Genomic DNA, 26,364 nt, shown 5'->3' on the forward strand with positions numbered 1-26,364 from the left:
TCAGCCCATGCCGGTGTGGTGGGTGTGGAAAGCGGCACGGGGCGGCTCAGATCGCCACCTTCACGCCCAGCTCCACCACGCGGTCAGGCGGAATGCGGAAGAATTCCATGCTGGAGGTGGAGTTACGAACCATGAACATGAAGATGGACATCCGCCAGCGCGACATGCGCGGCACGGAGGAGCGGGTAATCAGCTCGCGTGACGTGAAGTAGGAAGCCTGAAGGGCATCAAAATCCACGCCGTTGGTTTTGAGTTCTTCCAGCGCACGGGGGATATTGGGCATTTCCATAAAGCCGTAACGCAGGATTACGCGGTAGATGTCGGGCGAGAGTTCTTCCACCGTCACGCGGTGGCCGCGTTCGGCCTCGGGCTGGTCGAGGTTCTGTACGGTTACGAACAGCACATGGTCATGCAGGATTTTGTTATGCCGCAGGTTGTGCAGCAGGCAGGGCGGCACAAAGTCGGGCGTGCTGGTCATGAACACTGCCATGCCCGGCACGCGGATGGTGCGTGACTGCGGCAGACGGGCGATAAAGCTGCCCATGGGCAGGCTGTCCTGTCGCTGGCGGCTGATGATAAGCCCACGACCTTTTTTCCATGTCGTCATCATCAGTGTCAGCGCGCAGCCGAGCAGCACCGGCACCCAGCCGCCATCGGGAATTTTGAGCGCGTTGGCCAGAAAGAACGTGCCATCCAGCATCAGAAAGCCGCCAAACACCAGCCCCACCTGCCATGCGGGCCAGTTGAAGTGCCGCCGGAACACCGCAATGGCCAGAATGGAGGTGCAGATGAACGTACCCGTAACCGCAATGCCGTAGGCCGAGGCAAGGGCATCGGAACTGCGGAAGGCCAGCACCAGCAGCACCGAGCCGATAGCCAGAAAGCGGTTGAAGTCAGGGAGGTAAATCTGCCCTTCTTCTTCGGCATTGGTGTGGGTAATCCGCAGGCGGGGCATGTAACCGAGCTGGATAAGCTGGCGGCACAGCGAGAACCCGCCCGAAATACCAGCCTGACTGGCAATGACCGTGGCCAGCGTGGACAGAACCACCATCAGGCCGCGCATCCAGTGCGGGCACATGAGAAAGAAGGGGTTGGCCAGCGTTGTAGGCTCGGCAATGACCAGAGCAGCCTGACCGAAATAGTTCAGCACCAGCATGGGCAGCACAAAGAACAGCCACGCATAGCGGATGGGCGTGCGCCCGAAATGCCCCATATCGGCGTAAAGCGCCTCGCCACCGGTTACGCACAGCACGACAGCGCCCAGAGCCAGAAACGACAGCCTGCCGTGATAGAACACGAACTCCAGCGCATAGGTGGGCGACAGAGCCAGCAGAATATGCGGGTGATGCAGGATCTGCAGCAGGCCAAGCGTGCCAATGGTGCCAAACCACAGCAGCATGATCGGGCCGAAAATCGTGCCGACCCGCCCGGTGCCGACCCACTGCACGCTGAACAGGCTGATAATGACAATAATCGCGACCGGAATAACGAAGTCATGGGCCGCAGGGATGCTGACTTCCACCCCTTCGATCGCGGAAAGCACCGAAATGGCGGGGGTGATGATCCCATCACCAAAAAACAGACACGCCCCCACAATACCCACCATGGCCAGAATGGTGCGTGTACGGGCCTGCGTTGAAACACGCTGCGCCAGTGACATGATGGCCAGAATGCCGCCTTCGCCATTATGGTCGGCGCGCATGATCAGGGTGACGTATTTCAGCGTCACGATCAGGATCAACGTCCAGAAGATAAGGCTCGCCACCCCCATGATTTCCCACGGTTCAGCCGTATGGTGGCCCGAGATAATCTCGACCGTGGAGCGGAAGGCGTAAAGCGGGCTGGTGCCGATATCACCATAAACGACCCCCAGCACGCCCAGCAGGGCGGCCATGCCGACAGGTGCCAGCGTGTGCTGGGGCTGGTCGGCGTCGAACTCGGCAATATGCCGGGGCGCTGCGTCCCGGTTGTCCGTGGGGTGTGCCGCGCTACCGGTGGGGGCCGGGCCGGTGGGGGGGGTAGGGTCGGTCATGGTGCCTCTGGCTGTGTGTCAGGGGTGGGGCGCGATCCCCGAACTGTGCATAGAGTTAGACAAAGGCCCGAGGCAAGGCATACCCGCTGCCTGCATGGGGCAGAGCAATGTGGCTCAGGGCGCAAGGGTGGTTGCGGGCGTGGGGCGCGGGCCAAAAATGGCGGTGCCCACCCGCACCAGAGTTGCGCCTTCGGCTATGGCCAGTTCAAAATCGGCGGACATGCCCATGGACAGCACCGAAAGCCCATGTGTGTGGGCCATGGCGCGGAGCAGACGGAAATGTGGCCGGGGGTCTTCATGCGCGGGGGGAATGCACATCAACCCGCGCAGCCTGTCGCCAAAGCGCTGGCGGCAGGCGCGGATCAGGGCATCGGCCTGTTCGCGCGGGACGCCGAATTTCTGCGGCTCATCTCCGGTGTTTACTTCCACCAGCAGGTCGGGCAGGCGGCCCTGTGTCTGGGCGGCACGATCCAGCGCATCAGCCAGTGCCGGACGGTCCAGACTTTCTATCATGTCGGCCAGCCGCACAGCTTCACGCGCTTTGTTGGTCTGTAGTCCACCGATCAGGTGCAGGCGCATATCCGGGCTGTCTGTGCGCAGGGCGGGAAATTTTTCAGCGGCTTCCTGCACACGGTTTTCGCCAAAAACATGCTGCCCGGCCTGCATGGCTGCCCGCACGCTGGCCTGTGGGTGAAATTTTGAAACAGCGACCAGCGTCACATCAGCCGGGTTGCGGCTGGCCTGTGCGGCGGCCTCATCCATGCGAGCACGGATGGCGCTTAGTCTGTCAGCGATGGTGTGCGGGCTGGGCGTCGCGCCATCGTGGGCTGCGGCGGCGTCAAGTGTTTCGGGCCGGAGGGCGACAGAAGGTTCCATGACACACCACAGTTTCTCAAAGCCGTACAATTCTTCAAGAGCGGGGCGGGGTCAAGAGGCCGGGCCACCGGGTGGGCGCGTATATGGCTCAGTCGGTGGCGACCCGCAATATGATCTTGCCTGAATGTGTGCCCGCTTCCATGTCGGCCTGAGCCTTGGCGGCCTGTTCCAGCGTGTAGGTGGCATGGATAAGCGGGCGGATTGTGCCGTCTTCCAGCAGGGGCCAGACATGGGTGCGCAGCCCGTGGGCGATGCGTGCCTTGGCGGCGGCATCACGCGGGCGCAGGTTGCTGCCGGTTACGATCAGCCTGCGGGTCATGATCCGGGCCAGATCAGCCTGTTCCGCCTTGGCCCCGCCTTGCAGGGCGATGATGACCAGACGCCCATCAGGCGCGAGGGATTTGAGGTTGCGGTTGAAATACGCCCCGCCAATCATGTCCAGAATGATATTGACGCCCTCATCATGCGTCATGGCGCGGATACGGGTCAGAAAGTCTTCTTCGCGGTAGTTGATGGCCCGTGCTCCCAGCGTTTCGCACAGGGCGCATTTTTCAGCGGAACCCGCCGTGGCAAAGGCTTCGCCCCCAAAGGCGCGTACAAGCTGGATAGCCGTGGTGCCGATACCGCTTGTGCCGCCATGAATAAGCACGCGCGTGCCTTTGGGGGGCAGGGCGGGCATGAACAGGTTTGACCAGACCGTAAAATATGTTTCGGGCAGGGCGGCGGCCTGTACGGCATCAAAGCCCGTGGGCCACGGCAGGCACTGGCCTACGGGGGCCAGACAGTATTCGGCATAGCCGCCACCATTGGTGAGGGCACAGACACGGCTGCCGATGGCGGGCATGGTTGCCTCTTCCAACGGTGCACCGCAGGCAACCACCTCGCCCGCGATTTCAAGCCCCAGTCGTGGGTTGGCACCCGGCGGGGGCGGATACAGGCCTTGCCGCTGGATCAGATCCGGGCGGTTTACCCCTGCGGCCATGACACGGATCAGCACCTCGCCCCGGCCCGGTGTGGGTAAGGCAATGGATTCAACCCGCAAGACGTCCGGCCCGCCGGGTTCTTCAAAACAGACCGCCTTCATGGAAGGGGGAAGGGTGTGGTGCGTTGTCATGACATACCTGTGTCCCGCAAAATGACGGACTACGACTATGAACCCCGGCCCTGACCCCGGACAAGGTCTGGCGTGTTCACGTCCGTGCTAGGGGTGGGGGCCGCTACCCGTGCCGCTACGGGGGGCAGGTGTGTAGCGGATGTGTTTTTCCCCTGCCAGATCGCGGCGGATACGCTCAAGCTCCTCCGCATGGCGGCGCAGCACATAGCGTTCGCTCAATAGGCCGAGTACCCGACCCGTGCCATCCACCACAGCCAGCGCAGGGCGGCCCGTGCGCTCGAAGGCCGCTACGGCATCGGCCATGCAGGTTTCGGGGCTGAGGGTTTCGAAGCGGGCCTCCGCCAGAGACGATAGCGGGTGTTCCGGCACGGCGTTGATGGACATCAGCCGCGTGGTGTCCACCATGCCCTGATAATGGTTGTGGGCATCATGCAGCACAATATGGCGCGGCATCCGGCCTGCAAGGGCGGTGCGGGCGGTTTCCACCCGCTCATCGGCGGGGAGGGAGTCTGTCTCGGTGCGCATCATATGCGCGACAGTCAGGGCGCGCAGCCACCCCACATCCACGCCTGAGCGGATATTTTCCCCGCGCAGGTGAAAGCGCCATGTGGCAAAGGTGTAGCCAAACGACCGCCGGACGGTCAGCGATGCGGCAATGGCCGCCAGCGCCACGCTGGCCGTCATGCCCACACTGTGGGTGGTTTCGAGGGCCAGCAGGATCATGGTCAGCGGTGCGCCGATAACGGCGGTGGCCAAAGCCCCCATGCCCGCGACCGTGCAGAGCGAAAGCGGCAGGGGCGCAAAGGGCGCGATTAGCCCCGCGAACACCGCCCCCACCAGCACCCCCAGATAGAGCGAGGCAAAGAACAGCCCGCCCCGAAACCCCGCCCCGATGGACAAAACGGTGGCCAGCACCTTCAGGCACAGCAGTTCCAGCGCCAGTTCCATACCCGGCGGGCTAACCAGCCGTGCCCGCATGGCCATATGCCCCGATGACAGCACGGAGGGAGAAATCAGCGCCAGCCCCCCCACCAGCAGTCCCCCCAGAGCGGGGCGCAGCCAGTCCTGTTTGAGCAACTGGCGAAACAGGGTTTCGGCCCGTGCCGCACTTTTCATCAGCACAATGCCCGCATGTGCGCAGGCTATGCCCAGAATAATCAGTAGCGGCCACGCCAGAGGCGGAATGGTGTCCGGGGAGGCCACTGTAACAGCCGGGAGTGATGCCCCTGTCAGCCGTGCAACCGCAAGGGCGCAGAGTGTCGCGCTGGCGACAGGGGCGAGCAGCGTGAAGGCGTAGGAGCCGATAATAAGTTCAAACGCATAGAATGCCCCAGCCAACGGGGCATCGAACGCCGCCCCGATAGCCCCCGCCGCCCCGCAGCCAACGAGCAGTCGCACATCGGCGCGGTGCAGCCGCAAGAGACGGCCTATGCGTGAGGCAATGGCGGAACCCATTTGGCTGAAGCCCGCTTCCAGCCCCAAAGAGGCACCGCAGCCGTTGGACAGCACCGTCTGCCCTGCAACCACAAGACTATCGGCCAGCGACATGCGCCCCCCATGCAGGGCATTGGCCTCGATCGGGTCAACCGGGCGTCGGCGTTTTTGCTGGTTCAGGCGTCTTTGCCACCAGCCCAGCAGCAGCCCACCGGCAACCGGTACGCACAGCACGCGCCACGGGCTGACAGTGGCCAGTCCCGAAAGCCGCCCGATACCCGGTGCAATCAGGTGGTGTGCAAGCAGGGTGGCCTGTGTCATGGCCGCGACACACAGCCCGGCCAGTACGCCGGACAGGGCCGCGAGAAAAACCAGCCACAGGAAATCCGTGCGAACCAGCGCGCGCAGGGCGGCCAGCAGGCGGGCAGGAGTGTTGTGACTCCGCAGGTGCTCCAGCAGGGCTGTCATGCCGCCAGTCTTACCAGCAGGGCCGCACCCGGTTCAACCGGGGGCGTGCTCTTATGGCGGGGGCGGGGTGTTCGTGCGGGCGGGGGTCGAGGCAACAAACAGCAGCGGGAGCCAGAACAGGTACCACATCATGCTCGGGCCACGGGCGATCTGGCTCATATCCGTCATGGCGCAAAGCGTGGTGAACAGGAGCAGAATGACCGCCAGCGGGCGCTCTGCTGGTGTGGCCACAAGGGCTGCGCGCAGGGCGGACAGCATGAAAACCAGCAGCAGCCCCAGCCCCACCACACCATTATACACCCAGGCCGACAGAAAGAGGTTGTGGGGAAAGGATTCATTATGAATGCGCGCGAGATGGTATGTCGGGCCATAGCCCAGCCATGGGTGCTGCTGAATGGCCTCCCATGATGTCCGCCAGATGGCCAGCCGGGAGGAATCGCCGCGCTCCATCGCCATCTGCCAGGCATGATGCAGGGTGGGGAATGTCAGCAGCACGGGCACGGCGGCCAGAAGCAGGAGGCCCGCCGTCAGCTTCAGGGCCAGACGTGGGTTGGCCCAGAACGCCAGAAGGGGGGCCGCCACAACCATGCTGCCCACCGGGCCACGGCTACCTGTCAGTACCATAAACAGGAAGCCCATGCAGCAGACAGCCGCACACAGGAGACGGCCTGCGGGGAGCACGCCGGGTTTGTGCCGCGCAAAAGAATGGCGGCACAGCCGATCCAGCGCCAGCAGCACGATGGTGCCGATAATGATTGCCCCGATAATCTGGTGGCGAGAAGCCGCCCAGCCGGTCATGCGGAATGGCCCGGCATTCGATAATGCCGAAAACAGAAAGGGCAGGCGGGCGAAGACGATGAGAAGGTTCACCATACCCGCGCCGATCAGGACACAGATCAGTCGCTCGCGGAACTGCCTGCCGTGGCGCAACCCGTCATCAAGGCTGAGCACGAAGGCCAGCGTACACACCACGTTCAGGGTCCACAGGGCTATCAGTCCGGGGGAGAAGGGTACGCGCGCATCCCATGTCAGCGAGGCTGTAAACCATGCGATAATGACTACGGCCAGTTGTGTTGGCACAGGCAGGCTGCGCCAGTAGCGGGCGAGCAGGGTACGCCATGCGGCCATGCCCGTTTTCTGGGCGGGCAGGGTCTGGCGTATCTGGGCCTGTGCATGCCACAGGGCACGCAAGGCCAGCGGCAGCATGAGGATGTAGAACACATCTGCCCAGATTGGCTCGGGGTACAGAACAAACCCGGCCGCCAGCACCAGCAGGGTAACCTGATGGAGCAGCGGGCGAGGTGTGTCGCGCCATTGGGTGGCAAAGCGGTTCCACCACTGGCCCATGCTGGCGCGCAGGGCGGTCATGGCGTCTGATCCGGGTTTGTCGGACAGGCCGGTAGTCCCCTTTACCATGGCATGTCTTCGGGGGCGCGTTCGCCCAACAGCACCGCGATCAGATGTGCGGCTACGGCCTGTTCATTGAAACGCGCGAAATAGCGTGCACGGCCTGCTTCGGCCATGCGCATGCGCGTTTCGGGTTCGGCCGTCAGGCGGGCCAGTTTTTCTTCGAGTTCTTCCTGTGTTGCGAAGAACAGCATTTCGTCTTCTTCGAAATATGTCTCGTAACCCGTCTGGCGTTCTATGGCGACCAGCGTGCCATTGCCTGCAAGCTGGGCGATCCGGTCTGAGCTGTACAGGAAATGATCAGCCCGGCGCGAGATGTTCAGCCCGATGGCGGAGGATGCGACACTGTGCATGTAATTGGTGGAGTTCATATGCGGCATGCCCCGCAGGCCCGCCAGTTTCATGCGGAGCTGGGGCAGGCGCTCGGCCAGCTGGCCGATAAAGCGATCCATATCCCATGCCGTGCCGCAGATCGTGCGCAAAGGTTCGCGCGGGTTGCCGCAGGCGTAAAACAGGTCGTAAGGCAGATCGCGCACCAGATCAGCCCGGCCGCGTTCTATCGAGCGATCAACCGGGTTGGGCATGAAGCTCATGACGTATCGCCCGCCCTCACGCATTTGCGCCAGCGGTTCGCCCGCCGTGGTAATGAAGGTGGCATCCACCTGAGCGAGCTTGTTGCGGATACGGCGGATATTGTCGGGTTCGAACAGCGGATCGGCATTCCACTGGGCAATCCGCAGGTTGGGCAGGCTTTCACGGATAATGTCGAGCGTTTGCGGGTTAATCATGTCCGCATGGCCAAGGAACATCAGGTCGGGCCGGTGGTGGCGGCAGAACGCGATCAGGGTTGCGTTAACGGCCCGCCGCCCGAGCTTGCGGCTTTTCAGCCATGACTGCGCCCGGGCCATATCCCTGTCGGCAAAGTTGAGTACCAGATGGCCAAGACGCGTAAAGCCGTTGGCAAGCTTGATCTGGATGGAATACTGGGTGTTGGAGCGAAGCCCGGTAGGAAAATCCCCCACATTGACGATTGTCAGAGGTGATTGTGTCATTCTGTCCCTGATGCGGCGTGGGCCTGGCCCGTGTTTGTGCTTGGCGGGCCTAGCCGTTGTTCACGATCAGCCCCGGACGAGTGTATGGTCTGGGTTTGGTGTTGCCAAGCTGTGCCGGAAGATTGGCGCTGCGTTCGGCCAGCCTGAAATGGCTGATTGTGCGTGTCAGGGTCTGCGTTTCGGTGCGCAGGGTATGGGTTGCGGCACTGGATTGTTCAACCATTGCGGCATTCTGCTGCGTGGTCTGGTCTATTTCGGCAACGGATCGGTTGATCTCGTTCAGGTTTGAAACCTGTTCTTGTGCAAGATTGCTGACGCGGCTTACAAAATCCGCAATATCTTCCACCTGTCGTGACATGTCGGCCAGTGTGTCGCTGGCATTGCCGACCAGACGGACGCCGTGGTTTACCTGCTGGCCCGCCGAGCTGATCAGCTTACGGATTTCCTTGGCGGACTGGGCCGAGCGCTCGGCCAGCACGCGTACTTCGGTTGCGACCACGGCAAAGCCCCGCCCGGCCTCTCCCGCGCGGGCGGCTTCCACCCCGGCATTGAGCGACAGAATGTTGGTCTGGAACGATATTTCGTCAATCAGATCGACAATGGAGGACATTTTTTCAGAGGACGCCGCAATGTCGCGCATGGCGGCAATGGCTTCCTGTGTCACGGTGTTGGACTTGTGGCCCGCATCCCGCGCACTGCTGGCGGCTTTTGAGGCAGCCAGCGTGATCTGGGCGGTCTGTTCCACCCCGGTCGAGACCGTGCGCACAGAGGCTGCGGCATGGCTCAGATTGGCGGCCTGCCGTTCTGTCCTGCGTGCAAGGTCTTCGGCGGCGATAGCGATTTCATCCACCCCGGTTTCAAGATGGGTGACAGCGCCGGACACCTGCCCCAGCGCACTGGACAGGGCGTTTGCGGCAGCGTTGAAGTTTTCACGCAGCTCTTCGAATTCCGGCTCGAAACTGTTCTCGAACCGGAAGCCCAGATCCCCTTTTGAAAGGGCCAGCAGGCCAGCCTTGAGGTTTTCGATCAGAGCTTCCTGACTGCTCTGGCGGGCCTGCACTTCGGCGCGGGCCTTTTCACGCTCTTTTTCCAGCTCTTCCAGATAGACGGAAATGGCCAGATCAATATCGAGCAGAACCGCCTTGCACAGCCCGGCCAGCCCGGCGCTGAAGGTTTCGTCCACCCCTTTGCCAAACAGGCCGCGCCGCGGCGCAGCTTTTTCGAGTGCCGAGCGGATCAGCGAATCCAGAATAATGGCGTAGCCACCCAGGTACCAGCGCGGTTCCAGTCCGATACGGGCATGCACGGTGCCGATAGCGCGCACGCGCTTGTTGTAGTCTTCGCCGAAATCGGCATTGGAAATGTTTTTCCAGTGCGCGATCTGGGCGGTGCGAGCATGCTGTATATGCTGCTCGGAGGAGAAAAAGCTCCTAGTCTGGGGCGTTTTTCTGGCCTGATCGTAAAATTTGTCCAGAGCGGTCGGTAGAGCCTGATCAATGACATCGCGCATCGAGCGAATGGCGCGACACTGAGCTTCATCCAGTTGAAAAAAATCGAGCAGCATCTTCGTATCGTTCAGTGTTTCATAGGAAGGGGTATCGGAAACAGAGGATGAAAAGGACATTGTTCGCGATCCATGACAGGCCAAGGGTGGGGCAGAGGCGATCCAAGCTTTAAAAGCAACGCACCAGAAGTAAGACCGTGCGTTGGACGCGGGTTTCCATAGTCATGGTTTGGAAACCTTTTTTATGCCCGCACCATTAAGCGGGGTCACGAATTACGGCTTGTTTTCCTTTTCTTCCCGTGTGTTATCAGCCAAAGGCGATAGGGGGGGATCGCCCGACAGGATACGGGTCATTTCCTCATCTGTCAGGCTGACATGAAAGAATGTCTGATAAAATGTCAGTGCAGTCGTGCGGATATTGATATCCGCAAAACGGTGGGGGTGCAGGCGTGCCGCTGCCCAGTAGAGTTGCAGCAGGTCTTCGCAGCCGTAGCGGTCCCAAGCGAAAATGCCACGCGGATTGCGCCACCACCGTCCGGCCTGCAGGGCGGGCAGAGCTGTCAGGGGTGAGGTGGCAGGCACGGCCCCGGCTGCGGCATCCACGATAACAATGTCAGGATTCCACGCCAGAATCTGTTCAGCGGAAACAGGGCGGTGATTACCCGAAACCGTAGCGGCATTTCGCCCGCCCGCTGCCGTAATCCAGGCATCTACCAGCGTATTGCTGCCATCCACCTGAAGGGGTTCCAATCGGGCGATATGCAGCACGCGCGGCCTGTCCTGTTCGGGCAGGGAGGCAAGCCGGGTGTGCAGCAGGGTCAGGGCGTCTGCCATCTGCTGGCGGTACAGAGCGGCCGTGCGGGCGGCTTGCTCCGTGCCGAGGGCCTGCGCTGTCATATCGAGCGAACGCAGCAGGTTGTCCTGTGTGGCGTATTCCGCACTCAGCGCAGGCAGGCCCGCGCGGCGCAGTTCCTCAGCCTTGGCGCGGGAGGAAACGAAGACAAGCGCTATATGGCGGGCCAGCAGGTCTTCCGCGCTGGCGGTATCGGGGCGAATGCCTGTGCGGATAGACAGCAGGGCCGGGAAGAAATGAAACAGCCAAGGGCTGTCTGCCGGACTTTCAGCGCTGACAGCAAGGCGGCTTCCCCCGCCGAGCATGATGGTGATTTCGTTATGGGCGTACCACAGATCGGCAATCGGCCCATTGTCTTGCGGGATACTGACGGCCACCCCCGCCATGTCCGTGACCATGCGTGGGGGCGCGGCCTGCGCAGGGAGAGGGAGTGCTGGCAGAAGTGCCGCAAAAACACCCGCCAGCATGGCCTGTGCCACGCGCTTTAGGGCTGGGCGGGGGTGGCGCTGGCAGGCCGCAGGCCTGAAGGGGTTCGACGGGGTTTGCACAGGACAGGCCATCCCTCAGGCCAGTACGGTGCGGTTGCGCCGCCAGCTATCTTCCAGCGCATCGGCCGGATCGGCGGCGGGGTCGCTCCATTGGCCATCCTGCCCCGGAGGGTGCGCTAAAGCGCGCCATGTTGCCTCGCCCGCCTGACGCTCTATCCTGATCTGCCATGCAGGGGGGATGCGTTCTAACAGGCGCTCAAGTTTCTGGCCGGGTGTCAGCGGTCTGGCGTAGTTATGTCCCATCGTCTTTCTCCCCGGCTTTGGCCTTTAAGTCTGGTCGGCCCGTTTTAGGGCGTTCAGGGCCAAGGCTATGGTCTCTGCCGGTTGTGCCAGACTCTGGAGGGTCACGCCACTTTCCTCCGGGGTCAGGGGTTCCAGCGTGGCAAGCTGGCTGGGCAGCAGGCTGGCGGGCATGAAATGGCCGGGCCGTTTTTCCAGCCGTTGGGTCAGGCTGGCCGGGTCGGCATTGAGGGCCAGAAAAAACGGATTTAGATGATCCGCCCGCAACCTGTCGCGGTGGGCCAGACGCAGGGCGGAGCATGCCAGAATGGCGCCGTGCCCATGGCGGGCCTGTTCAGCCAGCCATGCATGGCAGCGGGTCAGCCAGTCCACACGCTGGGTATCGTCCAGAGGGGTGCCTGCCGCCATAAGGGCGCGGCTTTCGGGGCTGTGCAGGGCATCCGCATCCTGCCACGGCCAGCCCAGTTCGTTGTGCAGGCCCTCGGCAACCGTGCTTTTGCCAGCCCCCGCCACCCCCATGACCACCACCAGCCGGGGCGTAATGCCCTGCGCAGCCGGTTGGGTGGGTAGGGGGTGGTCAGGCGGTAGGGTGGAGGCATTTTGCGGCACAGGCTTGGCCCCTTGTCTTGGTTTACTGTGGGCGGATCAGCTCTTTTGCGGTTCGAGCACGCGCAGGCCATCGGGGCCTGCTGTAATGGTCTGGCTTGCCATATGCAGGAACAGCCCGTGTTCCACCACGCCCACCGTTTCGGCCAGAGCCGTGCTGAGGGCATCGGGGTTCATGATAGGGCCGAACACGCAGTCCAGAATCAGATTTTTTTCATCGGTCAGGAAAAAGCTGCCATCGCGCTGGCGGCGGGGGGTTACCTGTGCGCCCAGAGCGCCGAGTTTGCGGGCCACGTTTTCCCAGCCGAAAGGAATGACTTCCACGGGCAGCGGGCAGTGTGCGCCCAGATGATCGACATATTTGGAAGCATCAGCCACGATCACAAAACGCGCGGCGGCGGAGGCCACGATTTTTTCCCATAGCAGCGCGCCACCCAGACCCTTGATCAGGTTGAGGCTGCGGGGTTCGATTTCATCCGCGCCATCAATGGCGATATCGAGTGCGGGTGTTTGTGCAAAGGTGCTGAGCGGAATACCGACCTCACGCGCCTGCTTTTCCGTCACGATAGAAGTGGGGATAGCGCGAATGCGCAGGCCTTCCTCGCGCACGCGGCGGCCCAGTTCAGCCACCACAAACCGGGCGGTAGAGCCTGTTCCCAGCCCTACAGCCATGCCGTCCTCTACCAGGGCAGCAGCGGCGATGGCGGCCTGTTCCTTGAAGGCAGCTGCGGGATCGGGCGGTGTGGCGGTCATGCGGGGTGTCCTGAATACGGTTCTGCCAAGGATATGAAGAATCGTTCATCTTTTGGCAAGAAGAAGAGCCTTGCTGGCAACGCCCGCACGATACCCCCACGCACGGTGCGATGCCAAAGGGTTTTGGATCAGGCTGGCGGAGGGGCGACCGCCTGATCGAGATACCATGTCAGGTCACGCAGGGCTGTTACATGGGTGGAAGGCAGGCTGGTATCCTGTGCCAGAATACGCCCCAGCACGGCCTGCTTGCTGGCCCCGGCGACCAGAAAAATAACATGGCGGCTGGCCGCAATGGCCGGGTAGGTCAGGGTCAGGCGGGTATGGGGGGCTGTAGCGGGCGTGCAATGCGCTACCCAGTCTGTGGTGTTGTCCAGTACCGACAGCCCCGGAAACAGCGAGGCGGTGTGCCCGTCGGTGCCAATGCCCATCAGGCAGACATCAAGCAGCGGCGGGGTTGTGGCCTTATCGGTTGTGGCCAGTTCTGTCAGGCCCGTGGCGTGGCGCAGCGTGGTTTCGTAAGTGCGTGCGGCATCGGCCGGGGCGCCGCTGTCAGGCATGAGAAAGATGTTGGCCGGTGGCACAGGCACCTTATCGAACAGCAGGCGCTGGAGCATGCCGCCATTGCTGTCCGCATGGCTGTGCGGGACAAAGCGGTCATCCACCATGAAAAACTGCGTACGCGCCCATGGAAAGCGGCTGGCATAGTCCGGGCTGGCCATGAGCGTGTACAGGGCTTGCGGGGTGCCGCCCCCGCTGAGGGCGATGCGGAAAAAGCGTTCAGCCCCCCCTTCAGCCAGCGTGCTGTCGGCCAGTGCCAGCAGATGCTCGGCCAGCGCCTGCACCAGCGTGTCTTTATCGGGAAAAACCTGCAATGCGCCGGTAGCGGCGTTCGGGGGGGCAGACATGGTGTTCAGTCCTTGCTTTCTACATGCCCGCCAAAGCCGAAGCGCATGGCCGACAGGACTTTTTCAGCAAAGGTGTTGCCGCTGCGTGAGCGAAAGCGCGTGAACAGGGCGGCGGTCATGACCGGCACCGGCACGGCTTCTTCAATCGCGGCTTCGATTGTCCAGCGGCCTTCACCGGAATCCGATACTTCACCGCTGAATTCAGACAGGTCTCCCGTGCGGGCGAGGGCTTCAGCCGTCAGGTCGAGCAGCCATGAGGAGACAACGCTGCCGCGCCGCCAGACTTCGGCAATGTCGGCCATGTTAAGCGAAAAGCGCTCACCCTCGGCCACCAGCGGCGAATCCTTGCGGTGCATGACATCAAAGCCTTCGGCAAAGGCCTGCATCATGCCGTATTCGATGCCGTTATGAACCATTTTGACAAAATGGCCCGAACCCGCAGGCCCGCAATACAGGTAGCCCTGCTCGGCGCGGGGGTCGAGGCCATCGCGCTCACGCCCGCGCGTGGGCGGAATGTCACCCTTGCCGGGGGCGAGGGCGGACAGGATGGGGTCGATGTAATCAGCAGCCTGTCTGTCGCCGCCGTACATCATGCAGTAGCCGCGCTCTAGCCCCCACACCCCGCCGGATGTGCCGATATCGAGATAGTCGATCCCTTTTTCCGCCAGCACGCGCGCACGGCGGATGTCATCCTTGTAGTAGGTGTTGCCCCCATCAATGATGATGTCGCCCCGGCCCATCAGCCCGGCCAGTGACTGAACGGTTTCTTCCGTAATGTCGCCTGCGGGCAGCATCGACCACACCACGCGGCGGGTGGTGTCCGGGCTGCCAGCGCCCAGCAGCGTCACCAGTTCCGCAAGGCTTGTGGCCGGGGTGGCGCGCCCGGCTTCTGCGCGGGCCACGGTTTTTTCCACCGCTGCCGTATCCCGGTCATGCACCACAACTTCATGCCCATGACGTGTCAGGCGGACGGCAATATTGCCCCCCATCCGGCCCAGTCCGACGATGCCGATCCGCATTTCTGTTACTCCGCTGCTATTGCTTGCAGGGCGTCATGCAGTGCGGTGGCCAGCGCTGCAAGCCCTTCGTGCAGATCGCCGTGGATATGAACCCGCAAGGCGCGCCGTTTACGTTCGGCCAGAACATCGAAATCGCCACGGGCCTGTGCGGCTTTGACAATGCCAAACGTGTAGCCTGTGCCGGGCACGGGCAGGTCATGCGCGTCATCCGCCGTAATCTGGAGGAACACCCCCGTATCCGGCCCGCCCTTGTAGGCTTGCCCGGTGGAATGCAGGAAGCGCGGCCCGAACTGCGCGGTGGTGGCGACATTGCAGACATCGCGCACATGCAGGCGGTTATGTTGCATCCATTCCATGGTGCGGCGATCCCGCACGATAAACGCCAGCAGGGCGGCGTAGTCCCCAGCGCGCAGGCGCGAGAAATGCGTGTGCAGCACAGTGGCGGCGCTGTCCGGCGTGGTGGCGGTCAGGGCTTGCGTGTTGGCCGGGTCCGCAAGGAAAGACAGCGCACCAAAGCGGGCAAACGGTGTTTCGGGCGGGAGCGCTCCGGTTTTTTCGAAGGCTTCCGTCAGCTTGCGGGTTTCGATCTTGTTGGATTCGACATCCGGCTGATCGAACGGGTCTATGCCAAGGAATGCCCCCGCGACAGCGGTAGCGATTTCCCAGCGGAAGAACTCCTGCGCGATCTGGCGGCGCTCATGCAGCGTAATGGTGACGACAGGTTGCCCGGCCTCCACCAGTGCGGCTACCGTTTCGTCCTGTTCATGGCGGTGCGAGGGGGCGAGGCGCAGGTAAAGGAACAGCCTGTCCTTGCCGTAGTGCTTCAGCCCGCCGGGGGTTTCGTTATCCAGTGGGATAATGCCGCGCCCCTGCTTGCCGGTGGATTCGGCCACGAGCTGTTCCAGCCATGCGCCAAAATCCGCGATTTCAGGGGTGGCGATCACCGTCAGCTTGTCGCGCCCGAACTCGCGTGCGGCCACACCCAGCAGCGTGCCCAGACGCACGCCGGGATTGACGGCGGGCGGGCTTGAGGCATCGCACAGATGCGCGCCCCGCTGCGCGTCCTGCAAGAACAGGCGCAGCGCCACACCAATGGCGGCGGCAGGCACCAGCCCGAAATTGGACAGGATGGAGTAGCGTCCGCCGATCTGCGGGTCGCCGGGGAAGATTTTCCAGAAGCCTTCGGCCTGCGCCAGTGTCTCCAGCTTGGAGCCGGGGTCGGTAATGGCCACAAACTGTGTGCCTGCTGCCTCGCCCAGCGCCTTGCGGGCCAGATCAAGGAAATAGGCCAGCATGATATTGGGCTCAAGCGTGGTGCCGGACTTGGACGCCACGATAAACAGCGTATGTGCCGGGTCGATCTGGCTGGTAAAATGCGCGACCTGCTGCGGATCGGTGCTGTCGAGCACAAGCAGATGGCCAAAGCTTTCATGCTTGCCAAAGGTCATGCCCAGCACTTCCGGGCCAAGGCTGGAGCCGCCCATGCCCATCAGCAGCACGTGCTTGAATCCACGCGCCTTGACTTCGTTCTGGAAGGTTTCAAGCGCGGCAAGGTTTTTAAGCCCGGCATCAACCGCGCCCAGCCAGTTGAGCCATTGGCCTTCCGGCCCATTGGTCCACACGCTGGCGTCATGCGCCCACAGGCGGCGGATGGCCCCGCTGCGCCGCCATTCTTCCAGCCCTTTGGCTACCGCACTTTCCAGTTCTGCGGGCAGGGCGGTTTTCATGTCGGTCAGGCTGTTGCCCATCAGGGCTACCTGTTTGGCCGCCACGGAGCCGAGCAGCGCGTCAAACGCATCCTCGAAGGCGCTTACGCCTTCATCGAGCAGGGTGGCGGTTACGCCGTCCAGATCAAGGCCCAGCGTCTCGGCCTGTTCCATGACATGGCGGGCATGATCCACGCCTACGGTCAGGGTTTCACGCGGGGTGCCGTGGTCGCGGAAGGCGTCCATCGTGGCGGGGGGCAGGGTGTTGACCGTGTGCGGGCCGATCAGCGTTTCTACGTACAGCACATCGCTATAGGCGGGGTCTTTGGTGCCGGTGGAAGCCCAGAGCAGGCGCTGCGTCTGCGCTCCGGCGGCTTCCAGTGTTTTCCAGCGCGGGGTCTGCATGATTTCTTGCCAGTAGGCATAAGCCATCTTGGCATTGGCAATGGCAACCTGCCCGCGCAGGGCCAGCAGGGCTTGGGCATCTTTGTCGCCTGCTTTCACGCGGCGGTCGATGGCGCTGTCCAGCTTGGCGTCAATACGGCTGACAAAGAACGAGGCCACCGAGGCCACGCGCGACAGGTCGCCCCCGCGTGCGTGCAGCTCTTCCAGCCCGCTCAGCCAGGCTTCCACGACATCGCGATAGGCGCTGAGCGAGAAAATGAGCGTGACATTGACATTGATCCCCGCCGCGATGCTGCGCCGGATGGCGGGTACGCTCTGCGGGGTGGCGGGAATTTTCACCATCAGGTTGGCTTTGTCCACCGCAGCCCACAGGCGGGCGGCTTCCTCGGCGGTTGCCTCCTCATCGCGCGCGAGATAGGGCGAAACCTCAAGGCTGACAAAGCCATCGCGCCCGGCGCTGGCGGTGTAAACCGGTGCCAGCACATGGGCGGCAGCCTGAATGTCGCGGATGGCAAGCTGTTCGTACAGCGCGCCGGGTGTGGGGGTGGCGTGGGCCAGCACATCGCGCATCTGCGCGTCGTATTCCGTGCCTTCGCCCATGGCTTTCTGGAAAATGGCGGGGTTTGAGGTCACGCCCCGGATGTCGCCTGCCTGCACCAGACGTTCGAGCGAGCCGTCCTGCACAAAGCCGCGTCGGATGAAGTCCAGCCAGGGAGATTGCTGGAATGTCGCCAGACCCTGCAACGGGTTGGCACCGGAAATGGCGGAGGCTGTCATGCACCTGTCCTTAGCTTGTCATCCGCTCCCGTACCCCGGCTGGCCTGTGGCTGCACGGCTTGGCCGGGGTGGGCGTGGTCTTTTGTCCTGTGGCCATCTGGCCTGGCCGTAGCCACCGTGTGGGTGGCCCGTGCCGGGATGATTCAGCCCGCGCGGGCGAGCTGACGGCGGGCGGCCGCCAGTACGGCTTCAACCGTAAAGCCGAACTGCTCGGCCAGTTGCCCCGCCGGGGCCGAGGCACCAAAGCCACGCATGGCAATGATTTCACCCGTAGCGCCCGCGTAGCGATCCCAGCCGATGGGGGAGGCGGCTTCCACCACTACCCTTGCAGTTACATCGGGGGGTAGCACCGTATCACGGTAGGATTGTGGCTGCGCTTCAAACAGTTCCCAGCTCGGCATGGACACAACGCGTGCGGCAATGCCTTCGGCCCGCAGGGTTTCATAGGCGCTGACAGCCAGACCGACTTCACTGCCCGTGGCAATCAGGATCACGGCGGGGCGGGCTTCATTGCCACCCAGCACGTAGCCGCCCTTGGCCACACCGCTGGCGGGGGCGAACTGCGTGCGGTCGAGTGTCGGCAGGTTCTGGCGGCTCAGTGCGAGGGCTACGGGGCCGTTGGTGTGGGTGGCCACAAAGCGCCATGCTTCCACCACTTCGTTGGCATCGGCGGGGCGCAGGGTGGTCAGGCCCGGTGTGGCGCGGAGCTGGACAAGCTGTTCGATTGGCTGGTGTGTCGGCCCGTCTTCGCCCACGCCAATGGAGTCGTGCGTAAAGATATAGGTAACCGGCAGCCCCATGAGGGCGGAAAGGCGGATAGGCGCCTTCATGTAGTCCGAAAAAATCAGGAAGCCCGCAGCGTAGGAACGCAGGCCATACAGCGCCATGCCGTTGGCCATGGAACCCATGGCGTGTTCACGCACGCCAAAATGGAAGTTGCGTCCGCTGTACTGCCCGCCCCACTGCGGTGGCTGGTAGCTGTCCTGCCCGCTCAACAGGGTTTTGGTGGAGGGTGCGAGATCGGCCGAACCGCCAAGCAGCCAGGGCAGGCGCGTGGCCAGTGCGTTCAGCGTTTCGCCCGAGCTGGCGCGGCTGGCTGTGCCTTTGGCGCTGGCGGGGTAGGTGGGCAGCGCCTCGTCCCAGCCGGTGGGCAGGGTGTTGGCAAAAATCGCATCCAGTTCGGCGGCTTCGGCCGGATTGGCTGCGCGGTAGGCATCAAACAGGGCATACCAGCGCGCCCGCTCGGCTGCGCCGCGTGCGCCAAGGCCTGCCTGCAGGTGGGCCAGTACGCCATCGGGCACCAGAAACTGGCTGTCCTCGGGCCAGCCGAGCGCCTTTTTGGTTTCACGCACTTCCTCCGTGCCCAGCGGCTCGCCGTGGGCTGAGGCTTTGCCCGCCTTGTGGGGCGCGCCCCAGGCAATGACGGAATGCGCGATAATCAGCGTGGGGCGGTCGGTTTCGGCGCGGGCCTGTGTCAGCAGGGTTTGCAGGGCGGCGGTGTCGTTCGCATCGGGCAGGTCAAGCACCTGCCAGCCATAGGCGGCAAAGCGCTCGGCCACGTTTTCCGTGAAGGCGACATCGGTCGAGCCTTCGATGGAAATCCGGTTCGAATCATAAATCCAGATCAGGTTGCCCAGCTTCAGGTGCCCGGCAAGGGAGGCGGCCTCGCTGGTTACGCCTTCCATCATGTCGCCATCGCCGCACAGGGTATAAACGGCGTGGTTGAACAGCTCGAAACCGGGGCGGTTGTAGCGTGCGGCCAGCCATTTTTCGGCCATGGCCATGCCTGCGGAGGTGGCGCAGCCAGCGCCCAGCGGGCCTGTGGTGGTTTCAACGCCCGTGGTGTGGCCGTATTCGGGGTGGCCGGGGGTTTTGGAGCCAAGCTGGCGGAATTGCTCAAGGTCGGCAACGCTCAGAGCGGGTTCGGCCGTGACCTTGCCATCCTTCACCTGCCGGATGCCCGCAAGGTGGATCAGGGTATACAGCAGCATGGAGGCATGGCCGATGGACAGCACAAAGCGGTCGCGGTTGGGCCATAGCGGGTCGGCGGGGTCGTAGCGTAGCACGTTCTGCCACAGCGTATAGGCCACCGGCGCCATGGACATGGCCGCTCCGGGATGGCCCGAATTGGCTTTCTGCACAGCGTCCATCACCAATGTGCGCATGGTGTTGATGCACGTTGTGTCCAGCGCATCGTTGCGGGGAGCCGCGGAGGAAACACCTTCCGGCGCGCAAACGGGGGAGGGGAGAGAAGCGCGCATGACAGACCTGTTCTTCACCTGAGTTGTACCTTTGTGGCGTCATAAACAATCAAGGGTCTGCTACCAGCCCTACACCATGCGGGGCACATTTCCATGTTTCCGGGTTTTTCGGCAAGTCATGTGCGTTGGTTTAGGTGCACGAGGGGCGGTTATGCCGGGCATAGACGCAGGGGCCGGAAGGGCTGTAGCGGACGTTTGCCGCCATGTTTGCCGTCTGGCTCCGTGCAGGATATGCTGGCTGGGCATGGATGGTTTTTCCGTCTGTCCTTCACTCATGTTTGCCGGAGATCAATGATGACGCAAGAGTCTGCCCGGACTCCGCACGGGTCCGACAGCACGGGCCGGGGCCAGAGCGGGGATGCGCCCGGTTTTACCCGTGCGCAGGTGGAAGCCCTGTTTCTGGATGCCGCGCGCGAGGGTGAGGCAGAACTGCTTGGCCGTTTTCTCGGTGCGGGCATGGCGCCTGACCTGCGTACGGACAAAGGCTATACGCCCCTGATTCTGGCTACCTATAACGGCCACCTTGAAGCCGCGCGGGTTCTGCTGGCCCACGGCGCGGATGTTAATGCGCAGGACGAAAAAGGGGCGACCGCCCTTGCCGGGGTTGCCTTCAAGGGTGATCTGGCTCTGGCGCGCCTGCTGCTGGAATCCGGAGCCGGGGTGGATGTGGCCAATGCCGTGGGCCGCACGCCGCTGATGTTTGCCGTCATGTTCGGGCGCGAAGACATGGCGCGCCTGTTGCTGGCGGCCGGTGCTGATCCGCACCGCCGGGATGGCGAGGGCCTGAACGCCATTGAACTGGCCCGCCGTCAGGGGGGCGCTGCGCTGGCGCAGGTGCTGGAACAGCAGTCGGACAAAGCCTGAAAAGCCGGGTCTGTTTTTTCTTTTTTCGGTCATGACCGGCGGGGCAAACGCTGCTCCGCCGGTGGCCTAATGTGTCGTTTTTTGCTGGATTGCGTCGGATATGAGCCGTTTCTGGAGCCCTCTCGTTCATCGCCTGACCCCTTATGTGCCGGGTGAGCAGCCTCGTATCGCCAATCTGATCAAGCTGAATACCAACGAACTGCCGTATGGCCCCTCGCCCCGTGCGCTGGCGGCTCTGCGTGCGGCGGCGGATGACACGCTGCGACTCTACCCCGACCCCGAGGCGCTGGCCCTGCGTACGGCGCTGGGCCAGCGCGTAGGGCTGGATGCCGCGCATGTGTTCGTGGGTAACGGGTCGGACGAGGTGCTGGCCCATGCTTTTCAGGCGTTTTTCAGCCATGGCGAGCCGGTTCTGTTTGCTGATGTAACCTATAGTTTTTACAAGGTGTATTGCGGCCTTTACAGCCTGCCTTACCGTCTGGTGCCGCTGGATGATGGTATGCGTGTGCAGGTGGAGGACTATGCTGGCCCGTGTGGTGGTGTGGTGCTCGCAAACCCCAATGCCCCCACTGGCATGGCGCTGGATCTGGACACGATCCGTCGCCTGCTTGAACAGCACCCGGATCGCGTGGTGCTGGTGGATGAGGCCTATGTTGATTTTGGTGCGCAGAGTGCCGCAGGGCTGGTGCGGGAATACCCCAACCTGCTGGTGGTGCAGACCTTCTCCAAATCCCGGGCGCTGGCAGGGCTGCGTGTCGGGTTTGCCTATGGCCAGCCTGAGCTGATCGAAGGGCTGACGCGTATCAAGGACAGCTTCAACTCCTATCCGCTCGACCGTCTGGCGCAGGCCGGAGCGCTGGCCTCTGTTGAGGATGAAGTCTGGCTGGCCCAGTGTGTGGAGCGGGTGATCGACAGCCGTGAGCGGTTGTCTGCCGGGCTTGTGGAACACGGCTTTGATGTCTTGCCGTCCTGTGCGAATTTTGTGTACACTCGCCACCCGAACCGCGAGGCGGCTGAACTGGCCGCCCGACTGAGGGAGAAAGCGATTATCGTCCGTCACCTTAAGGGTGAGCGCACCGAAGCGTGGCTTCGTATCACGGTCGGAACGGACGCGCAGTGCCAGGCACTGCTTGATGCGCTGCGGGAGATCCTGCACCGAAATTCATAAAACGGTCGCAATCCGCGCCATAGCGTTGGCTCCATGCTGGCGGGCTGTGCGGTGTTGCGGCTGTTCCGCCCCTGAATAAAGGGGCGGGGAATCCGGTATTTTCAATAATCTGCCGTGCGGTAAACAGGCGCGCGGCCTCTGTATGGGGGAAGAGAGAGAACGATGCGTTCGTTTCATGGTCAGATGTCGGATAACCAGCCCATTCGTCGCTCACTGGCGGAAAAGCAGAAGCAGTTGCGCGACCTCAAGGAGACGCTGGCTTCCATGAAGTCTCACACCTCGCCTGCCCTGCGTGAAAGCGTGCGCAAGCGTATTGCCCAGCTTGAAGCGGAACTGGCGGCCGCCCCGGTGCTGAAAGCCGGAGCCGAAAAAACCGCCGAGGCCCGTGGTGGCGCAGGCCGTGGCGCTGCGGGAGAAAGCCGTGGTGGCGCACGTGGTGGCCGTCGGGCCGGTGGTGGCCTGCGCGCCGCCCATGACCTGTCGGGGTTGACGCCCGTGCGGTCTGGCCCCAACTGGCGTTAAAGGTTACCACCCCGCTGCATATCCGGTGGCGGCGGGGCTTTTGCGCGTGTTCTGGGTGCATGTTAAGGATACAGCCATGAGGGGCCGCGCCAGAAGGGCGTAGCGCGGGCCGTAAGGCCGCAGGTGGGAGTGTCGTGATGGTTGGAATCTCCTCATCCTTCCGATCCGGGACTGGTGGAGTGGTCACGGATTTTGCCGCACGGGCACCCTTGCCCGGCGGGGCCATGTCTCTGGAACAGGGCGAGGCCGGTATTTCGCCGCGAGATGGGCTGGTCTGGGGTATTTTCTGCCGTTTTGGGCAGGAACCGGTGGAGCTTGACCGCGATGTGGTGCACCACCGGCTGATGACCGGCTCCTTCCCGCCCGGATTTGACGGGCAGGATGGCTGGGCCTGGTTCCATTTCGATATCGTGCATACGCTCTCGCGTACCCAGATAGAAACCATTCCCTCGCTGCCCGAAGATGTGCGGCAGGTGCTGACCAATGTGGAGCGCAGCACCCGGCTCGATAGCGATGGCGACATCGTGTTCGGCGCCTTGCCCGCGTTTGACGACACCTCGACTGATGACGAGCGGAATGTCAGCACATGGCGCTTTGTGCTGGAGCCTGACCTGCTGCTGACAACCCGCCGCCACCCGATTCCGGCTCTGGGGGTGGTGTATCACGAACTCCAGCGTGGGCTTGTGCCGCGTTCGCCCGCCAAGGTGGTAGATCGCGCCCTGCTTGAATTTGCCGATACCCTGCGGCGCGATTTTGCCCGGCTGGATGACCTGCTCGACCGTACGGAAGATGTGCTGCTCGATATATCGCGCGATACCGATCTGGGGCGTGTGAGCAGTCTGCTGGGTATTGTGCGCCGCCGTTCGACAGAACTGCGCCGCGTGCTGGCCCCTGTGGATCGGCTGTTTCGGGATGAAGAACTGGAATTGCCCGAATGGGCCGAGGACGATCTGAGCGATCGTTCGCAGCGGCAGGTTCATGCCGCACTGGATGACCTTCTGGCCCTGCAGGATCGCGCCCGTGCCTTGCAGGATGAACTCACATCCAATCAGGCAGAAGAAACCAACCGGCGCCTGTATATCGTGTCCGTGGGGACAACCCTGATGCTGCCCGCAACCTTTGTTACGGGCTTTTTCGGCATGAATACGGGCGGCATGTTCCTGACCTCGGGCAACTGGGGTACGATCGATGCCGGAGGGCTGTGTTTTCTGATCATGCTCGGCACATGGCTGGTGCTGAAAATGACCAAGCTGCTTTAGGGCCGCGCGCCGCCCGGTTTATGCCGTAACGCCATGCGGTAAAAGTGCTCCGCATGGCATGCCGGGTGGGGGCTTAGTCGGGCATTGTGCTCATATCCGGTGCCCATCCGCCCGTAACCTTGCGAAAGAGCGGGCAACTGATGGGGGCATGCACCAGTGCGGGGTAGTCGGGTGAGGCATCGCCCAGCGTTTTCTGCCAGACATTGGTTTCCTTGATGGCGGTAATGACCCCCACCACAGTCCCGCCCAGTTTTTTCATCAGTTCCAGTTCGGCCAGCACTGTGCCGCCGGTTGAAATCACGTCCTCCACCAGCAGGATCCGCTTGCCTTCAAGCCGGGAGAGCATGCGTGGGTCGATAAAGACGGTCTTGGGTTTGAGCGGGCTGGTAATAGAGACAACCGGGGTGGACAATTCATCCTCAAACCAGAATTTACGCGAGTAGGACAGCGGCACGTAATAGGGGTGGCCGAGCTTTTTGGCCACGGAAGCTGCCAGAACCATGCCCAGCGTTGGCATGCCCACCACAATATCGGGTGCGAGCGGGCGGGCCAGATCGGCCATGGCGGTGCTGAGCCTGTCTTCCAGATCGAACGAGTTTTCCGTAATGCACAGATAGGCAATGGCGGTGTTGAAGTCTTCCGGCAGGGCAAGGAAGGGGAGTTCCGCCCAATCGCCATCAGGCAGTTTGACAGGAAAGCTGTTGGTATAGGGTGGGGGTGGCAGGCTGGGCATATCGGCGGCGGGAATGATCTTGTCGCCGTAGGAGCCACGGTTCTGATAATGCAGTTTTGAGGTCATTGCGGGTCTTTTCATCTGGCGGGCTGGGCGCTGGATAGCGGGCCATAAGAACAGGATCGCCCGTTGCAGGCAAGAATGTAACCATATCGAAATGAAAAAGGCGGCATGGCTTTGCCCGCTTTGCCATGCAAAGACCAAAATCATGCTGTAGCCGCAGGGCATGCGGCTTTTCTTGCGCCCTGTCAGGGGCGGGGTATAGTGCCTGTCAGGTATGACCGGCCCCATCGGGTGGGTGTCCGGCATGTCAGGCACATGGTCGCGGGTGGGTCATGCAGGCATGTGGGCCAGCCAGTTTCAGGCGAAGGGTGGATCAGCAGCATGGCAGCCAGCCAGTGTCGCAGGCAGGTGCGGAAAGAGCGGATAATGGACAGACCCTGTGAACAGCCGCGCCCTGCGGGGGGCAGGCTTGTGCGCGCTATCATGGCGCTGGGGCTTCTGTCTGTTCTGGCAGCCTGTGCGGGCAATCCGGGCGAGACCGTTTCCATGCCGGTGGAGGAAGAAGCTGCGCGCTACCGTGCTCATGCCCGCGCTTATTATGCCCCGCCCGGCCCGCCGGAAGACCCGTGGGGGCCTTACGTGCATGAGGCTTCGCAGCGTTTTGATGTGCCAGAGGCCTGGGTGCGTGCCGTTATCGTGCAGGAATCGGGTGGCAGGCTGTTCCATAACGGCCAGCTTGTAACATCCGGCCCCGGTGCGATGGGGCTGATGCAGCTTATGCCCCCCACTTATGATGAAATGCGCTCGGCCTATAATCTGGGTGATGATGCCTACGAGCCGCATGACAACATCATGGCGGGTACGGCGTATATCCGCCAGCTTTACGATGTGTATGGGTCTCCGGGTTTTCTTGCGGCCTATAACGCTGGGCCGGGGCGGCTGGAGGATTTTCTGACCCGCAACCGCACCCTGCCGCGTGAGACACGGAATTATGTCGCCTCTATCGGGCGGCGCATTGTCGGGGTGTCTCCCACCAACCGCTCACAGGCTGATCTGCTGGTGGCCAGCCACGATTCCATGGCCCGTGCCGCCGCCCGTGCGGTGGGGCCGGATAACAGCGCGCATGAAATCAGCGCCGTGCAGACAGCCTGGAGCCGCAAGGGTGTGGTAGAGCAGCCCGTACAGGTTGCTGACGCCATCGGCAATGATTCCGCCCCCGATTCTTCTGCCAGCAGCGATGCCGCTCCCGATAGTGCTGCCGCCGTGCGGGCAGCGTGGGCCAGCCGCATGGCGTCCTCCCAGAGTGGTGCGCCAACGGATACCGTGCAGGGTGGGGCGTCCGCCCCGGTGCAGGTGGCCCAGCTTTCCAGTGCTGACAGTCCGGCCGAGCAGGCGCTCCCCCATGACGAGGCTGCAACCGATACCAGTGCGGCTGATGATACCGCAGCACAGGCCAGTGCTTCTGGCGGTACTGCCGGGCGGCGGGTGCATTTCGGACTGTTTCCCGCAGCACAGGCCGAGCCGGTGCCGCTTATGACCCGGCAGACGCGCGATAGCGGGATGCGCAACTGGGCCATTCAGGTGGGAGCGTTCGGTAGTGCGGCTCTGGCGCAGCAGGCCACGGGGCAGGCCCGCCAGCGTGCGCAGGTATTGCTGGCGCAGGCCCGCCCGCAGGTGGCCCCTGTACCCGGCCGTGGCGGTAAGCTGTATCGGGCGCGTCTGGTCAATCTCTCGCATGTTCAGGCACAGGATGCCTGCCGTAAACTGAGCGGCTGCGTGGTGATTTCGCCCGGTTCCAGATCCTGACACGCCAGAAGGCCATGAAGGGCAGAACCGTTATAACGCGATTTTTTCT

21 protein-coding genes and 1 pseudogene are annotated in these 26,364 nt (G+C 62.8%); 5 read left to right on the top strand and 17 right to left on the bottom strand.

The window, feature by feature from the left end; genetic code table 11:
• Positions 1-46: 46 nt before the first annotated feature.
• The 15 genes from J2D75_RS11940 to tkt all read right to left on the bottom strand — a co-directional run bounded on the left by J2D75_RS11940 (position 47) and on the right by tkt (position 19,960).
• On the bottom strand, positions 47-2,032 hold the full coding sequence (locus tag J2D75_RS11940; RefSeq protein WP_207855045.1) for a potassium transporter Kup: 1,986 nt from the start codon (positions 2,030-2,032) through the stop codon (positions 47-49).
• A 114-nt stretch (positions 2,033-2,146) separates the two neighbouring features.
• A complete protein-coding gene (locus J2D75_RS11945) occupies positions 2,147-2,908 on the bottom strand; it encodes a YggS family pyridoxal phosphate-dependent enzyme (RefSeq protein ID WP_207855046.1) in 762 nt (253 codons plus the stop codon).
• 88 nt (positions 2,909-2,996) lie between these two features.
• Complete coding sequence (locus J2D75_RS11950; protein ID WP_243428720.1) at positions 2,997-4,022, bottom strand: NAD(P)H-quinone oxidoreductase; 1,026 nt, start codon at positions 4,020-4,022, stop codon at positions 2,997-2,999.
• Positions 4,023-4,109: 87 nt separating this feature from the next.
• Positions 4,110-5,924, bottom strand: coding sequence for a chloride channel protein (locus tag J2D75_RS11955; RefSeq protein ID WP_207855047.1), 1,815 nt, complete (start codon positions 5,922-5,924; stop codon positions 4,110-4,112).
• A gap of 51 nt (positions 5,925-5,975) precedes the next feature.
• Entirely contained in the window at positions 5,976-7,340 is a 1,365-nt protein-coding gene (locus J2D75_RS11960; protein ID WP_207855048.1) for an O-antigen ligase family protein, read from the bottom strand.
• Positions 7,334-8,383: a glycosyltransferase family protein gene (locus J2D75_RS11965; protein ID WP_207855049.1), complete on the bottom strand. Its 1,050-nt coding sequence runs from the start codon at positions 8,381-8,383 to the stop codon at positions 7,334-7,336. Before J2D75_RS11965 ends, J2D75_RS11960 begins: the two co-directional genes overlap by 7 nt.
• A 49-nt stretch (positions 8,384-8,432) precedes the next feature.
• Positions 8,433-10,007, bottom strand: a complete 1,575-nt coding sequence (locus J2D75_RS11970) for a globin-coupled sensor protein (protein ID WP_207855050.1) — start codon at positions 10,005-10,007, stop codon at positions 8,433-8,435.
• 153 nt (positions 10,008-10,160) lie between these two features.
• Complete coding sequence (locus J2D75_RS11975; protein WP_265783028.1) at positions 10,161-11,288, bottom strand: ABC transporter substrate-binding protein; 1,128 nt, start codon at positions 11,286-11,288, stop codon at positions 10,161-10,163.
• Positions 11,289-11,303: 15 nt separating this feature from the next.
• Complete coding sequence (locus J2D75_RS11980; RefSeq protein ID WP_207855051.1) at positions 11,304-11,531, bottom strand: hypothetical protein; 228 nt, start codon at positions 11,529-11,531, stop codon at positions 11,304-11,306.
• 24 nt (positions 11,532-11,555) lie between these two features.
• Positions 11,556-12,137: a gluconokinase, GntK/IdnK-type gene (locus tag J2D75_RS11985; protein ID WP_207855052.1), complete on the bottom strand. Its 582-nt coding sequence runs from the start codon at positions 12,135-12,137 to the stop codon at positions 11,556-11,558.
• 36 nt (positions 12,138-12,173) lie between these two features.
• The gene (gene rpiA / locus J2D75_RS11990) at positions 12,174-12,887 is read right to left on the bottom strand and encodes a ribose-5-phosphate isomerase RpiA (protein WP_207855053.1); all 714 of its coding nucleotides are present in this window, start codon (positions 12,885-12,887) and stop codon (positions 12,174-12,176) included.
• A 128-nt stretch (positions 12,888-13,015) separates the two neighbouring features.
• Entirely contained in the window at positions 13,016-13,792 is a 777-nt protein-coding gene (gene pgl / locus J2D75_RS11995; RefSeq protein ID WP_207855054.1) for a 6-phosphogluconolactonase, read from the bottom strand.
• A gap of 5 nt (positions 13,793-13,797) precedes the next feature.
• Entirely contained in the window at positions 13,798-14,811 is a 1,014-nt protein-coding gene (gene gnd / locus J2D75_RS12000) for a phosphogluconate dehydrogenase (NAD(+)-dependent, decarboxylating) (protein ID WP_207855055.1), read from the bottom strand.
• A 5-nt stretch (positions 14,812-14,816) separates the two neighbouring features.
• Positions 14,817-17,699: a bifunctional transaldolase/phosoglucose isomerase gene (locus J2D75_RS12005; protein ID WP_207855056.1), complete on the bottom strand. Its 2,883-nt coding sequence runs from the start codon at positions 17,697-17,699 to the stop codon at positions 14,817-14,819.
• Positions 17,700-17,842: 143 nt separating this feature from the next.
• Positions 17,843-19,960, bottom strand: coding sequence for a transketolase (tkt, locus tag J2D75_RS12010; RefSeq protein ID WP_207855057.1), 2,118 nt, complete (start codon positions 19,958-19,960; stop codon positions 17,843-17,845).
• A 294-nt stretch (positions 19,961-20,254) separates the two neighbouring features.
• Here tkt and J2D75_RS12015 point away from each other — a divergent pair, with 294 nt between their 5' ends.
• From J2D75_RS12015 to J2D75_RS12030, 4 genes and pseudogenes are all read left to right on the top strand, one after another.
• Positions 20,255-20,824 (top strand): ankyrin repeat domain-containing protein, encoded by a 570-nt coding sequence (locus tag J2D75_RS12015; RefSeq protein WP_207855075.1) that lies wholly within the window; start codon positions 20,255-20,257, stop codon positions 20,822-20,824.
• Between the two features lie 100 nt (positions 20,825-20,924).
• Positions 20,925-21,992: a histidinol-phosphate transaminase gene (gene hisC, locus J2D75_RS12020; RefSeq protein WP_207855058.1), complete on the top strand. Its 1,068-nt coding sequence runs from the start codon at positions 20,925-20,927 to the stop codon at positions 21,990-21,992.
• 162 nt (positions 21,993-22,154) lie between these two features.
• Positions 22,155-22,391, top strand: a pseudogene (locus J2D75_RS14475) (hypothetical protein); the annotation flags it as partial.
• 347 nt (positions 22,392-22,738) lie between these two features.
• Positions 22,739-23,773 carry a transporter gene (locus J2D75_RS12030; protein ID WP_207855059.1) on the top strand — a complete coding sequence of 345 codons (1,035 nt, stop codon included), beginning with the start codon at positions 22,739-22,741 and terminating at the stop codon, positions 23,771-23,773.
• Between the two features lie 73 nt (positions 23,774-23,846).
• Here J2D75_RS12030 and J2D75_RS12035 read toward each other — a convergent pair whose 3' ends face one another.
• Together J2D75_RS12035 and J2D75_RS12040 are read right to left on the bottom strand one after the other, a co-directional pair.
• Positions 23,847-24,572: a phosphoribosyltransferase gene (locus J2D75_RS12035; protein ID WP_207855060.1), complete on the bottom strand. Its 726-nt coding sequence runs from the start codon at positions 24,570-24,572 to the stop codon at positions 23,847-23,849.
• A gap of 182 nt (positions 24,573-24,754) precedes the next feature.
• Complete coding sequence (locus tag J2D75_RS12040; RefSeq protein ID WP_207855061.1) at positions 24,755-24,994, bottom strand: hypothetical protein; 240 nt, start codon at positions 24,992-24,994, stop codon at positions 24,755-24,757.
• On the opposite strand from J2D75_RS12040, the gene J2D75_RS12045 reads away from it, so the two are divergent.
• Positions 24,993-26,315, top strand: a complete 1,323-nt coding sequence (locus J2D75_RS12045; RefSeq protein ID WP_243428722.1) for a lytic transglycosylase domain-containing protein — start codon at positions 24,993-24,995, stop codon at positions 26,313-26,315. The genes J2D75_RS12040 and J2D75_RS12045 overlap by 2 nt on opposite strands.
• Positions 26,316-26,364 lie beyond the last annotated feature (49 nt).

Source organism: Acetobacter suratthaniensis, assembly GCF_017377745.1.
In the GTDB taxonomy this organism is placed as follows: domain Bacteria; phylum Pseudomonadota; class Alphaproteobacteria; order Acetobacterales; family Acetobacteraceae; genus Acetobacter; species Acetobacter suratthaniensis.

Bases quoted from the DNA above. Each gene is read 5' to 3' on its own strand.
- J2D75_RS11940 (WP_207855045.1), bottom strand. From the start codon at position 2,032: ATGACCGACCCTACCCCCCCCACCGGCCCGGCCCCCACCGGTAGCGCG.
- J2D75_RS11945 (WP_207855046.1), bottom strand. From the start codon at position 2,908: ATGGAACCTTCTGTCGCCCTCCGGCCCGAAACACTTGACGCCGCCGCA.
- J2D75_RS11950 (WP_243428720.1), bottom strand. From the start codon at position 4,022: ATGACAACGCACCACACCCTTCCCCCTTCCATGAAGGCGGTCTGTTTT.
- J2D75_RS11955 (WP_207855047.1), bottom strand. From the start codon at position 5,924: ATGACAGCCCTGCTGGAGCACCTGCGGAGTCACAACACTCCTGCCCGC.
- J2D75_RS11960 (WP_207855048.1), bottom strand. From the start codon at position 7,340: ATGGTAAAGGGGACTACCGGCCTGTCCGACAAACCCGGATCAGACGCC.
- J2D75_RS11965 (WP_207855049.1), bottom strand. From the start codon at position 8,383: ATGACACAATCACCTCTGACAATCGTCAATGTGGGGGATTTTCCTACC.
- J2D75_RS11970 (WP_207855050.1), bottom strand. From the start codon at position 10,007: ATGTCCTTTTCATCCTCTGTTTCCGATACCCCTTCCTATGAAACACTG.
- J2D75_RS11980 (WP_207855051.1), bottom strand. From the start codon at position 11,531: ATGGGACATAACTACGCCAGACCGCTGACACCCGGCCAGAAACTTGAG.
- rpiA (WP_207855053.1), bottom strand. From the start codon at position 12,887: ATGACCGCCACACCGCCCGATCCCGCAGCTGCCTTCAAGGAACAGGCC.
- pgl (WP_207855054.1), bottom strand. From the start codon at position 13,792: ATGTCTGCCCCCCCGAACGCCGCTACCGGCGCATTGCAGGTTTTTCCC.
- gnd (WP_207855055.1), bottom strand. From the start codon at position 14,811: ATGCGGATCGGCATCGTCGGACTGGGCCGGATGGGGGGCAATATTGCC.
- J2D75_RS12005 (WP_207855056.1), bottom strand. From the start codon at position 17,699: ATGACAGCCTCCGCCATTTCCGGTGCCAACCCGTTGCAGGGTCTGGCG.
- tkt (WP_207855057.1), bottom strand. From the start codon at position 19,960: ATGCGCGCTTCTCTCCCCTCCCCCGTTTGCGCGCCGGAAGGTGTTTCC.
- J2D75_RS12015 (WP_207855075.1), top strand. From the start codon at position 20,255: ATGACGCAAGAGTCTGCCCGGACTCCGCACGGGTCCGACAGCACGGGC.
- hisC (WP_207855058.1), top strand. From the start codon at position 20,925: ATGAGCCGTTTCTGGAGCCCTCTCGTTCATCGCCTGACCCCTTATGTG.
- J2D75_RS12030 (WP_207855059.1), top strand. From the start codon at position 22,739: ATGTCTCTGGAACAGGGCGAGGCCGGTATTTCGCCGCGAGATGGGCTG.
- J2D75_RS12035 (WP_207855060.1), bottom strand. From the start codon at position 24,572: ATGACCTCAAAACTGCATTATCAGAACCGTGGCTCCTACGGCGACAAG.
- J2D75_RS12045 (WP_243428722.1), top strand. From the start codon at position 24,993: ATGGCGCTGGGGCTTCTGTCTGTTCTGGCAGCCTGTGCGGGCAATCCG.
- J2D75_RS12040 (WP_207855061.1), bottom strand. From the start codon at position 24,994: ATGATAGCGCGCACAAGCCTGCCCCCCGCAGGGCGCGGCTGTTCACAG.